This window comes from Cellvibrio sp. 25HG11W-0 (genome assembly GCF_057815475.1).
Map to the genome: position 1 here is coordinate 1,998,857 of NZ_CM174230.1, position 12,716 is coordinate 2,011,572.

The window sequence follows — 12,716 nt, forward strand, 5'->3', positions numbered from 1 at the left end:
GCGGAATTGCGTGTTTAAAGGCAGGGTTAGTCAGGTGGATTAATCAATTCGGTTGGTTTCTGCAGCTATAGACATGCACGTGGCGCAGAAGTGCTATTGGGGTGAAGTACCGATTGTTTTTACTCATACACAGAGTTGCGAGAGGGAAAGTCGCCATTGGATTGTACTTGTGGAGTGGGTGAGTCAAAAGAGGGAGGCGCGGCGCGGTTTTATGAGGTGATACTCATTCTGAGAGTTCTCACCTCGTATAGTTGTGTATGGCCTTATCAGCAGGCTGAGCTACATTCAAACATCATCTGCATAAAATCGATTTGCTCTGCTTGGTTGACCTGTGTGCTGAGAGCATTGCGCACCTGATTGTCTTCCCACATAAAGTCGTAGCGCGTGAACTGCAGCGGTACTGGCTGGCTTTCATCAATACCGATGATCTGACTTTGGCGCGGTGAGCTTTCAAAAATCTCGAGCAGCTCTTGCAGGGTGCTGGCAAGTTGATCTTGACCGAGTAGGCGATGCGGGCCTTTATGGCGAATAAAGAGATAATCGCAGCCCAATAACTGGCTCATGCTCAGGTCAAATTCGCGTTGATGTATAGCTTTAGCGACAGCGAAATCGTGTAACTCTAAGAGGTTGTTGAGCGGTTCCGCATGGCGATTATTAGTTTTTTTCGCACTGACTTGGGCAGTTGCCATAAGAGTTTCCTATTAACTATTCCCGCTAACGGCGGGACGGGTTTTAGGACTACAGAGCACAGCTGTAGATAAGATGTAATTTACGTAGTTAGTGTTTTTATTGTTACGTCCTAAGTTGCCCAGCATGCAGGCAAAAAGATCTATTCCTTGCACTAGAATCTATCAGTCGAAGCTTCAAAAGACCATACTAGCAAGGTCAATTTGTCGATAAATTTGACAAATTGAGTGCTATTAGGGGTTTTGTGTAGGAAGTACACACATTAAAAAAGCGGCCTAGGCCGCTTTTTATGGGACAAAATTGAGCCTGCTAGTGTTAAAGGCTGCGTTTTGCGAGGCTATCTTTAATGATTGCACGCATTTGACGCACTGCTTTTTCAGTAGTTTCCCAGTCGATGCAAGCATCAGTGACGGATACGCCATATTTTAGGTCGCACAAATTAGCAGGAATATTTTGATTGCCTGCATTTATATTACTTTCCACCATAAGCCCAATAATAGATTGATTGCCTTCTAATATTTGATTGGCAACATTTTCCATAACCAGAGTTTGTAATTCGTGGTTCTTGTTGGAGTTGGCGTGGCTGCAGTCCACCATAATATTGGGTGTAACTTTTGCTTTGGCGAGTTCTTGTTCGCACACTGCGACACTGACGGAATCATAGTTAGGCTTGCCGTTGCCGCCGCGCAGCACTACGTGGCCATAAGCATTGCCGCGGGTGTGGATAATGGCCACTTGGCCTTCAGTGTTGATGCCTAAAAAACGATGGGGTTTAGACACGGATTGTAACGCATTGATAGCGACGGTGAGGCCGCCATCAGTACCATTTTTAAAGCCCACAGCGGAGGACAGGCCGCTCGCCATTTCGCGGTGAGTCTGCGATTCTGTGGTGCGCGCGCCAATAGCCGACCAGCTGATTAAGTCGTGCAGATACTGTGGCGATATAGGGTCGAGCGCTTCGGTCGCGGTGGGAAGACCCATTTCGCTGATATCGAGCAACAATTGACGACCAATGTGCAGACCTTCTTGAATCTTGAATGAGTCATTCAAGTGCGGATCATTGATTAAGCCTTTCCAGCCCACGGTAGTGCGTGGTTTTTCAAAGTAAACGCGCATTACGATATAAATAGAATCGCTTACTTCGTCGGCGAGTTTCTTGAGGCGCTGGGCGTAGTCCTTGGCGGCATCTACGTCATGAATAGAGCAGGGGCCGATGACCACAAATATGCGCGGATCTTTGCGGTCGAGAATCTTGCGAATAGTCGCGCGCCCTTGGGTAACGACAGTGCGCGCGGCATCGGTTAAGGGGATGTTCTTTTTGAGTTCTGCGGGGGAAATCAATAATTCTTGCGAGACCACATTGAGGTCATCAACTTGAGTGTCGGTCATGATTCTATTCCATAAAAGTGTCAATTCGAGGGTTATTCTACTTAATATAAGCCAAAAGGTGGGATGTTTTTTTCAATTATTGCCATAATTTAAGGTAATTTCTCTGTTTTCAACTTTTCGCGAAATATTCAGTTTACGCATGGGGTTATTCACTGCAAAATCATTGCGTGATTTGTGGGAAATTCGCGATGTTTTGGCATTATTGTCCTCAATAAGATTTTTCTACCGCTAGTAAAAAAGTAGTTTTTGGTCGCACTGAATAAACGTTATTCAGTAAATGTAGGTATTTCAGGGATTAGTTAATGTTTTGTATACGCAAGTACATAGCTGTAGTCGTTGTATTGTGCTTAGCGCATTCAATGGCGTTGGGGCAGGAACTTAGGGTAAACACTGCTGAGCCTCGCATCGCCTTGGTGTTGGGGGGCGGGGGCGCGCGTGGTGCAGCGCATATTGGTGTGCTGGAAATAATAGAGCGCGAGCATATTGCGCTTGCATGTGTTGTAGGTACCAGCATGGGGGCTTTGGTGGCGGGTTCCTATGCAGCGGGTATGACGCCAGAGGAAATGAGGCGGCAGCTATCGGCGGCAGATTGGGGGGATATGTTTCTCGACGGCGCCGATTATGGGCAATTGAGCTACCGCAAAAAACGAATTAGCCAGCGCTATTTGTCGGGTGTGGAATTGGGCGTTACCAGTAAAGGCGTTGAATTTCACTCAGGCGTGATTGCGGGAACCAAAATAAAATTGTTTTTTAATCAGTTAGTTAAGGCTGATTATGGTGTAAGAAAAATCGAAGATTTACCGCTCCCTGTGGCCATAGTTGCCACCGACATTGGCACGGGAGAAGAGGTGGTGTTCCGCTCGGGCAGCCTCAGTCATGCTATGCGTGCGAGTATGTCGGTACCTGGGTTTATGGCCCCTTTAGATTATCAGGGGCGTAAATTAGTGGATGGCGGCTTGGTCGATAACCTTCCTGTGGCGGTAGCGCGTGACCTATGCCAACCGACACATATCATTGCGGTTAATGTGGGATCACCCTTACGCCCAGCCAATGAAATTGGTTCCTTAATCAGTGTGACGGGGCAAATGATTGGCGTGCTAACAGATCAAAATGTGACGCGTTCTATTGCCTCCCTTAAGCCTGAAGATATTTATCTTTACCCTGATTTGGGCGATATAGGTGCAGTAGATTTTCAGCGCTCCGAAGATGCCATAGCCGCAGGGCGAAAAGTTGCATTAAGTGAACTGCCGCGCCTGCAGGCTTTGGCGTCTCCTGTTGCTCTGCCTGAACGCGCGCGTGCTATAGCTGCAAATGATCTACCCTTATTTATCGATGCTGTAGAAGTGGCGCCGTTGCAGCATGTACACCCAGACTATGTGCAGCGGCAGATACGGCAGCGCAGTGGGCAGTATTTAGATCGAGCGCAGCTGGAGCAAGACCTCATCCGAATTTATGGCGATGGCTTTTATGAAAGCGTTGACTATCAAATTGAGCAGCGTGAACAGCGCAATATTCTTATGGTGGAAGCGAAGGAAAATAATTGGAGTTCGGATTACCTCTCCTTTGGTTTTAATTTGGATGCTGAATACCAGCGTGGCTCGGAATTTAATCTGCGTACCGCATATCGCAATACTTGGCTTAATAGTTTAGGTGGGGAGTTTTTTGCCGCGATTAATATTGGCGGCAAAACCTCACTGGAACTCAACTTCTATCAACCTCTAAATTCTCGCCAAGATTATTTTGTTGAGCCTGCGTATGTGAGTCGGCGCGAAGACCTACCCATTTATTTAGGCTCTGAAAAAATAGCGGAATACCAGCTCAATACAGCCTATGCCGATTGGATGCTGGGGCGTAATTTGGGGATCTATGGGCAGGCTAAGGTTGGTTGGCGTGAATATCGTATAAGAGCAGACCAAGAAATTAGCGAGGTCTTATTGCCCGGTATTAACGAGCAATACGGCGGGTTTTATGCGGGTGTCGTTGTTGATAACCGCAACCGTCTCTTTTTCCCTTCGCGAGGTTGGTATGGCGAGCTCAGTTATTTTGATTCCAGAGAGATGGATTATCAGAAAATTAATGGCGATATAAATTATGCCTATGCTGTCGACGACTTTGTGCTGGCGGGGCGAGTGAATTATGTGACATCGCTTGCGAGCGATTTGCCTGTTTATGATTATGTACGTTTAGGTGGCTTTCTGCATTTATCTGCCTATGCGCGCAATCAGATTTTAGCCGATGAAGTGTTTTATACCCATTTGCGTGCAGAGCGCATCATGGGGCGCATGCCATTGGGCCTGAGTGGCGATATACGCCTAGGGATTGGTATAGAGGCAGCGCACATGGGCGTTAATTACAATCAGCTTGAAGAGGGTGATTGGCTTGATTCAGGTGTGATCTACTTGGGGGGCGAAACCCCCGTGGGGCCGGTTTACATTGGCTATGGCTTTAATTTAAAGGGCGATTTTAATTTGTACTTTCAGCTGGGCGCTTATTAGCCAAGCGTAAGCATTTGATCAAGTGTACATAAGCATGCTTGCATTGCTGAAATTGTTGTCTATTTTATGATTCATTTGTGAAACGGACACAATCTTCAGTAAATTTCCGCATTAAATTTGTTTGAATTCCATCCATGCACTTTGGCTGGCACCCGCTGGTATTTGCCATTGCTCCGCTAAAACTGCCCCGCGCTCTACACATATATAAGCCTGCTCTTGGCCAGCACCAATATCTTCTATTTGCGCGGCTGCCTCTGTCCCTGGGTTCCAGGTGACAACACTTGGGCAGTTATGGTGATGTATTTCTATTTGCGGTGCGCCGCTGATTTGCAGGCTGTTATTAATGTCGGGAAATACGCGATCGACGGGGCCGGAAAAGCCAAGATCGTCGGTCTGCATTTTTACGGAATGGCCTTCTAAATTGTCTAAATAATTGCGTTCAGCCAAGCCAATTACCTTCACTGCCGCCAAGTCGGCAATGGGGTAGTAGTTGTGCATTGCCCAGCTGCAGGGAAAATCTTCCGTATCGGTATTGTTTACGGTGAGCTCCAATTTGGCGCTGGCGCCGAGAGTTATGCGCAGCTCAGCTGAGAAGTCGTAAGCAAAAAGATGATTGGCATCGTGTAAAAATAAGAATGCTAATTCAACACTGCCGTCATTCAAAAGATGTGAGCTGGCTAGTTGCCAGTATTCATTACGTGCGAAGCCGTGTTTTTGTTTGGTGGGGTCGGTTTGATTGGGGCCAAACCAAGGCAGGCATATAGGTATGCCGCCGCGCAAGGCTGCGCCGGGCGTGAAGTCGCAATTGGGGCTGACCCACAAGAGTTGATCACCTGTGCGCGGCTGGAACCCCATCAGTTGGGCTCCCTGCAGTGAAATAACCGCGTGACACAGCTCAGTCTTGACCTCAATCAAGGGCATGCCAGCTCCTAGGGACTCGGGATATAGCTCTTTATTGGAACTTAAATGCAGAAAATCATGTTGGCTAATCAGCTGCTCTAAAGCTTGAAGACTGGCGGCATCGAGGGATTGAGTATGCATAATTAAGTCCGGGAGAGTGATATAGCCTTGGATTCTATCGAAAAGCCTAGCGCTTGGCAGCCAATTTCTTTTGGTTTTGTGGGGCGTAAAACAGTATCATGCATGCCTTTTTTAGCTTTTCCATAATTGATAAATCGTACTATATAGGTATTTGAGTGAGTAAAACGCAGTTTGTTATAGGTCAGCGCTGGATCAGTGAGTCAGAAGCAGAGTTAGGATTGGGTATAGTATTGGATGTCGAAAATCGCCGCCTGACCCTGAGTTTCCCCGCCGCCGGAGAGCGTCGCACCTACGCGATGGACAATGCACCGGTAAGCCGTGTGAAGTATGAGATAGGCGAGCAGGTGCGCCATCAAGACGGCACCAAAATTAAAATTGCACGCATTGTAGAGCAGGCCAGTTGCCTGATGTATGTTGGCCTTACGGCTGAAAACGAGGAGGTAGCAATTCCTGAGTTTGAATTGGACAGCTTTGTGCAATTCAGTACGCCGCGCGACCGCTTATTTGCAGGTCAAATCGACAAGCACAATCATTTCACCCTGCGTTATCAAACACTTCACTACCAGCATCAACATCGCCAAGCACCCTACTTTGGTTTAGCGGGCCCGCGCGTGCAGCTTTTGCCTCACCAGCTATACATTGCTAGTGAAGTGGCACAGCGTCACGCGCCACGGGTTTTATTAGCAGATGAAGTAGGTTTAGGTAAAACGATTGAAGCAGGATTGATCTTGCATCAGCAGTTGATGAGTGGCCGCGTAAAGCGAGCGCTTATAGTATTGCCCGCTAGTCTGCAGTATCAATGGTTAGTGGAAATGCTACGCCGCTTTAATCTCGCGTTTACGTTGTTGGATGAAGCCCGTTGTAACGCGTTAGTGGGTTTAGATAGTTTTGAAGAGTCCGATGATTTTGATGATGACTTTAACGATGATCAAGCGATAAAAGGGGATAACAGCAATCCTTTTGAGGCGGCGCAACTCATCATATGTTCGCTCGACTTTCTCACTAAAAATCCCTACCGCTATGAGCAGGCTTTAAAAGCCGAGTGGGATTTACTGCTGGTAGATGAGGCGCACCATTTGCAGTGGAGCGAGAAAAAAGCCAGTAAAGCTTATGAATGCATTGAAGGTTTGGCAAAAATAGCTAAGGGTCTTTTACTGCTGACGGCTACACCCGAGCAGCTGGGTTTAGAGAGTCACTTTGCACGCTTGCGGTTGCTCGACCCAGATCGCTATTACGATTTGCCTAAATTTATTGCTGAGCAGCAAGCCTATCAGCCACTGAATGAGTTGGTGCAGACGCTATTGAGTGAGCGCAGTGATGACACGGGAGCCATCGCCTCTGTGTTGCTGAAACAGCTTGCGAGTTATTTGCCAGAAGAGACCCTGCAAGAGTTAGTGGTGCAAGCTGCGCAAGAATCTTTGGCCGCTGCGATGGATAAAGCCATTAGTTATTTGTTAGATCGTCACGGCACTGGGCGTGTTTTATTCCGCAATACGCGCAATTCTGTCGCGGGCTTTCCTGAGCGTTGTTTGCATGCGCACCCGCTTGAGCTAGAAGGTGAAGATCTGCTAGCACTCACTGCTGAACCGCTTACAACACAGGTTCGCGCTGAGCTTTATTGGGAAACAAAAACCGATACAGAGTGGTGGTTGCAAGATCCGCGGGTGACGTGGCTGGCTGAGTGGCTGCGGCTAAATCGCCGTAAAAAAACCTTGGTGATTTGCGCCAATGCAGATACGGCTCAAGCCGTTGAAGAGTTTTTGCGCTTGCGTAAAGGTTTTGCTACCGCCGTATTCCATGAAGGCTTAAATTTAATTGAGCGCGACCGCGCAGCCGCCTATTTCGCCGAAGTGGAAGACGGTGCGCAAGTATTAGTCTGCTCAGAAATCGGCAGTGAAGGGCGCAACTTCCAATTTGCACAAGACTTGGTGTTGTTTGATTTGCCGATAAACCCGGACTTGTTAGAGCAGCGTATTGGTCGCTTGGATCGTATCGGCCAAACTGCAACGGTCAATGTGCATGCGCCTTACTATGAAGATACCGCGCAAGAGCGTTTGCTCGACTGGTATCACCAGGGGCTAAATGCTTTCGAGAAAACCTGCGCTATAGGCCAGAGCGTTTATGCAAAATTTGCTGAGCAACTGCTGCCTGCATTGATTAACACTGATGACCACACCTTCGATGATCTATTGGCCCAGACCCGTGAGTTTTCACAGCAGCTGGTGCAAGAGTTACAAAAAGGACGCGATCGATTACTTGAATTAAATTCTTGTAAGCCGCAGGAGGCGCAAGCCTTGGTCGAGGCCTTGGCGGAGAATGACCAGCAGGCTACTTTGCCAAATTATATGGAAGCGGTGTTCGATAGTTTTGGTATTGACTATGACAAGCACAGTGAACATAGTTTGGTCTTGCACCCCAGCGATCACATGCGCGTGGAGCATTTCCCCGGCCTGCCTGAAGACGGTTTGACCGTGACCTATAAACGCGATCAAGCGCTGGCTCGTGAAGACATGCAGTTTTTGACTTGGGAACACCCGCTGGTGCGGGGCGCGCAAGACCTAATTGCCTTAAGTGAATTTGGCAATACTGCATTTTGCACTTTAAAGTTGCCACCCTTAAAACCCGGCACGCTATTGTTGGAAGCGCTTTTTGTATTGCATTGCCCCGCGCCAGTAGAGCTACAATTATTCCGCTATATGCCACAGTCGTTAATTCGCGTTTTACTTGATGACAAGGGCAAGGATTTAACTGCCGTCTTGGGTATCAATCAATTCAGTAAGCTGTTGCAAAAAGTGCCGCGTAATAATGCGCAAGATTTGGTGCGACATGCGCGCCCAACCCTGACCACCATGCTGCAAGGTGCTGAGCAAATCACCGCCGCTAAACAATCTGATTTGATCGCTCAAGCCAAACAGTTGGTGACTGAGCAACTTAAGGGTGAATTGGCGCGGATGAAAGCACTTGCACAAGTAAACCCCAATGTGCGCCAACAGGAAGTGGAATACCTTGAGCAGCGTTTAGCGAGTAGCCAGCACTTTTTGTCTCAAGCCAAGTTGCGTTTAGATGCGCTGCGCGTGGTGATGACAGTTTAATCCTGTTGCCTTCAGCTGCGCTTAGCTGAAGGCATTTTTTATACAGCGCAAGACAAATAAATTGAGTGAGGCTTTTATGTATATATTTTCAGCCAGTGGTAAAGCACGGAAATCTTTTGATGATATTAAAGAAGGGCAAAAGGTTCCTTTTATTGTTTATATCAACTTTCGCGATTTGTTTGGTGCCGAACAGATGTGCAAGATTTACCTAATGCGCGCTGGCTTTACGGAGATCGAAATTGAAAAGCGCAAGTTAGTACCAAGCAATTTAACCGATGACCCGCGTGTAGTTGCCGCCGATAAAGCTATGGCTGAAGCTATTAAAGACGGCTACATGATTCAAATGTTTGATGAGGTTTAGTGCCTAAAGGTAGTTTGCTGAACTAATAAAATCTTCTTGGGTCTATTTGCTGAATCAAACAGCAATGGGATCTCGTGTGGCAGGGATATTTGAAATAGAGGTAATACAGGATTGGACGCATTTGCAGCGTTCAGTCTCTTTTAAAGCCCTCGGTGCTGACGACGGGATTCAGGTTTTTTACGCGGCGAGCGGTGAACTTGCACCTACAGAGCCTGTGCGGTTCCCATCCGTGTCCATCTTGTTACTGGCGTTGTTGTTGTCCTTACTACTGCATATATTATTGCTGTTGTTGGGCAAACCTAATTTAAGTTCTTCATTTTTCACTGCTCCTGCGCAACAAAAACATTCAATACATTTAGTGTTGAGTCCCGCCCTTGTTCGGCATCCAAATGTTATTGATGCATCTCTGCTTGAGGCTGTACTGCCTTCTCCGCTTGAGTCTCATACTGCTCCAGTCTCCTCTGTTTCGACAGCATCAAATCCCGCGCCGCGCCGACTACCCCAAAAACGAATTATTGAATCGCAGCCCGCAGCATCATCGGCGACGTCTATTACTGCAATCCGAATTCAGTCGCTTGAACGTGATGATTTGGTTGCTATCACCGCTGCACAAGGAGGAGAGGGCGCTACTGCATCGACTATTTTTGATCCGCGTTTGCGTGAAAAATTACGTCAACAGCAACCAGTACGCTCAAGTGTGTCGGAGCCAGCAGCTCAAACCTGGATGGATGTTAGTGGGTCCACTTGGATAAAGCTTCCGAGTGGCAATTGCATGTCCTCTCCTGAAGCTAAAGCAGGTGCGGTTAAAAATTGGTATCTGCGAGCCTGCGGTGGTAAATCCAGCAGTGAGGAAATGATTGAGAATATGGAGCGCGATTTTCACAGCCGACACTAATCTTGTTTGGAGTTAAATCGAGGCAAAAAAAATCGCCATTCACATGTGAATGGCGATCAAAGGAGTTTAACGTAAAACAGTTTTAGGCTGAGCATCTTAGCTAAGCCAAAAAAGTTTTATTTAATCAAACTTTTTTGGGCGAAAGCTTTTTTTAGCATCGCCTGTTTTGGCTTTTGGTTTGTCGCCAAAGCCCAATTTACCTCGAGGTGCGTCGTCGCGACCTTTACCACCAAAGTCTTTGCGTGGTTTGTCGTTGGCAGCGCGCGGCTTGTCAAAACTGCGTGGACTGCGTTCATTGCCGCTAGTAGCTGCGCCACCTTGATCAACGCTGATTTCCAGTGGGCGATTGCGCACCCGCACTTTTTTCAATTGGCTCAATACATCGCCCGACAAGCCCTTGGGCAAGTCAACGGTAGAGAACTCGTCGTGTAATTTGATGTGACCAATATTGCTGCTGGAAATACCTGCTTCATTGGCGATGGCGCCAACGATATCACCAGGGCGAGCTTCATGATTACGGCCTACTTCAATGCGGTAGCGCTGCATATTTTCGTCGTTTGCATGTTCGCGACGTGGACGGTCACTGCGCTCGCGCGGGGCGCGATCTTCACGTGGGCCACGATCACGGCTACCGCGCTCTTCGCGGCCGCCACGATCTGAGGAGCGGTCAGAAGAACGATCCGCTTTAACATCGGCAAATTTCACCTGCAGAGGGCGCTCTTTTTGCACGAGGTAGGCGAGTGCAGATGCAATCTCTTCTGGCGACACATCATTTTTGTGGCTGTATTCAGCAAGTAAGTCATTAAAGAATGACAAATCAGATTGTCCAGCCAATACGGTGGTGATTTGCTGGGTGAACTGATCAATACGATGCTTGGTTACCGCTGCGCCACTGGGCAATTCCATCATGGTAATAGAGTTGCGGGTTGCTTTTTCAATGGTATAAAGCAGACGTTTTTCACGCGGTGCTACAAATAAAATGGCCTTGCCGCTGCGACCAGCACGGCCGGTACGGCCGATACGGTGAACATAGGCTTCGGAATCGTAAGGGATGTCATAGTTCACAACATGGCTTACGCGTTCAACGTCAATGCCGCGAGCGGCTACGTCAGTCGCAATAACTATGTCGAGCTTGTTGGTTTTTAGACGCTCAATGGTGCGCTCGCGCAGTTGTTGATTCATGTCGCCGTTAAGTGCAGAAGCGGAATAGCCGCGCGCTTCTAATTTTTCGGCCAGCTCTACTGTGGCAGTTTTGGTGCGCACAAAGATAATCATGCCGTCGAAGGGCTCAACTTCCAAGATGCGGGTCAGTGCATCAAGTTTGTTGGTGCCGCTCACCATCCAGTAAACCTGTTCAATGTTGTCACCGGTAGACTGGCTGCCGGTGATGCTGATTTCTTGGGGATTGTTCAAATAGCTGTTGGCTACATGGCGAATTTCTTTGGGCATGGTGGCCGAGAAAAGCGCGGTTTGACGGGTTTTGGGTGTGTGCTCCAAAATCCATTCAACATCGTCAATGAAGCCCATGCGCAACATTTCGTCGGCTTCGTCGAGTACTAAGCTTTTTAGGTTGCTAAGATTCAAGCTGCCGCGACGCAGGTGATCCATAACGCGGCCAGGGGTGCCTACTACAACGTGAGCACCACGCTTTAATTGGCGCAGCTGGCTGGTCATATCTTGACCGCCGTAAATAGGCAGTACATGGAAACCTGGGATTTCACTGGCGTACTTTTGGAAGGCTTCAGCAACCTGAATGGCGAGTTCGCGCGTAGGTGCCAAAACCAGAATTTGTGGGTCAGCTTGTTTAATATCAATACGTGACAGCAAAGGCAGAGCAAATGCTGCTGTTTTACCGGTACCGGTTTGCGCCATACCTACTATATCGCCACCGTCCAATAAAATTGGAATGGCCGCAGCTTGAATAGGAGAGGGAACCTCATAGCCTACTTTTTGAATCGCTTTTAGGATGTGTTCAGAAAGAGCTAAATCGGAAAACAAAATGGGTTCAGACATGTAATAACCTGTAATTAAATAATAAAAAAGGTGCCCACAACAGTGCCCAAATGAGTGTCATTTGTGCTGCAGCTTGTAGGTTATTTTTATTAATTTTCTAGTGTGTGCCTGCGTAAATCATAGTCGCGAGGACCATAGTGAATGAGCGGGCACGATATGTGGGGGCGATGATCGGATCGCTGGTGTACCAGAAACTTTCTAGATACAAGAATTCAATTACAGGCGAGGCAAAGGCGCCGAGTATTGTGTGGCGTCAGGGCTCTAGAGCAATTGTAAAAAGGCGATTAAATCAACGAAATCCCGTGTGACCTCTATAAAAGCTGTTGGTCACTGTGCAATCCGCGAGCGTCCGGCTCGGAAATAAGATTGCGCACTTTGGGGCAGACTAAAGCGATATTCGGAATAAATCCGTCGGTTCAGTGAAGAAAATTTACCAGTGTCTTAAATAAACGCGGTAAACGGGCAGCCCTCAGACATCCAGTGTCTGTTCAGCATTACCCCAAGACAAGACATTCACGATCAAGAGAGGGGTTACTGAAAGTGCGCGAATTATAGGGGCTTGATGGGTTTTGCGCCAGTAAAATTTGGCTCGCTAGCTATTTCTGAGGTCATTAAAGGTAAATAAAGCCTAAATAGGTTAAATATCGCTATCTGGTTTTAGTGGCTAGGTGTTGAAGGGTGCTAAATAAGGTGGCGTTGTAACTCTATAATTTTTCTCAATGAATTCATTTCAGTTACACTCC

Annotated in this window: 8 protein-coding genes; 4 read left to right on the forward strand and 4 right to left on the reverse strand. The window is 47.6% G+C overall.

Annotated features, from left to right (window positions below):
- Positions 1 to 266 precede the first annotated feature (266 nt).
- Both AC0KUT_RS08215 and AC0KUT_RS08220 read right to left on the reverse strand, forming a co-directional pair.
- Complete coding sequence (locus AC0KUT_RS08215; RefSeq protein WP_488834999.1) at positions 267 to 689, reverse strand: hypothetical protein; 423 nt, start codon at positions 687 to 689, stop codon at positions 267 to 269.
- Between the two features lie 313 nt (positions 690 to 1,002).
- Entirely contained in the window at positions 1,003 to 2,076 is a 1,074-nt protein-coding gene (locus AC0KUT_RS08220) for a 3-deoxy-7-phosphoheptulonate synthase (protein WP_488835000.1), read from the reverse strand.
- Between the two features lie 302 nt (positions 2,077 to 2,378).
- Between AC0KUT_RS08220 and AC0KUT_RS08225 the strand changes: the two genes are divergently transcribed.
- Positions 2,379 to 4,571: a patatin-like phospholipase family protein gene (locus AC0KUT_RS08225; RefSeq protein ID WP_488835003.1), complete on the forward strand. Its 2,193-nt coding sequence runs from the start codon at positions 2,379 to 2,381 to the stop codon at positions 4,569 to 4,571.
- Positions 4,572 to 4,682: 111 nt separating this feature from the next.
- Here the strand turns inward: AC0KUT_RS08225 and AC0KUT_RS08230 are convergent, their stop codons facing one another.
- A complete protein-coding gene (locus tag AC0KUT_RS08230; protein ID WP_488835005.1) occupies positions 4,683 to 5,612 on the reverse strand; it encodes a D-hexose-6-phosphate mutarotase in 930 nt (309 codons plus the stop codon).
- 155 nt (positions 5,613 to 5,767) lie between these two features.
- On the opposite strand from AC0KUT_RS08230, the gene rapA reads away from it, so the two are divergent.
- From rapA to AC0KUT_RS08245, 3 genes are all read left to right on the forward strand, one after another.
- Positions 5,768 to 8,704, forward strand: a complete 2,937-nt coding sequence (gene rapA / locus AC0KUT_RS08235; protein WP_488835007.1) for an RNA polymerase-associated protein RapA — start codon at positions 5,768 to 5,770, stop codon at positions 8,702 to 8,704.
- A 76-nt stretch (positions 8,705 to 8,780) separates the two neighbouring features.
- Entirely contained in the window at positions 8,781 to 9,065 is a 285-nt protein-coding gene (locus tag AC0KUT_RS08240) for a hypothetical protein (protein ID WP_488835009.1), read from the forward strand.
- 76 nt (positions 9,066 to 9,141) lie between these two features.
- On the forward strand, positions 9,142 to 9,960 hold the full coding sequence (locus AC0KUT_RS08245; protein ID WP_488835010.1) for a hypothetical protein: 819 nt from the start codon (positions 9,142 to 9,144) through the stop codon (positions 9,958 to 9,960).
- Positions 9,961 to 10,080: 120 nt separating this feature from the next.
- Here the strand turns inward: AC0KUT_RS08245 and AC0KUT_RS08250 are convergent, their stop codons facing one another.
- Positions 10,081 to 11,973 carry a DEAD/DEAH box helicase gene (locus AC0KUT_RS08250; RefSeq protein ID WP_488835012.1) on the reverse strand — a complete coding sequence of 631 codons (1,893 nt, stop codon included), beginning with the start codon at positions 11,971 to 11,973 and terminating at the stop codon, positions 10,081 to 10,083.
- Between the last annotated feature and the right edge of the window lie 743 nt (positions 11,974 to 12,716).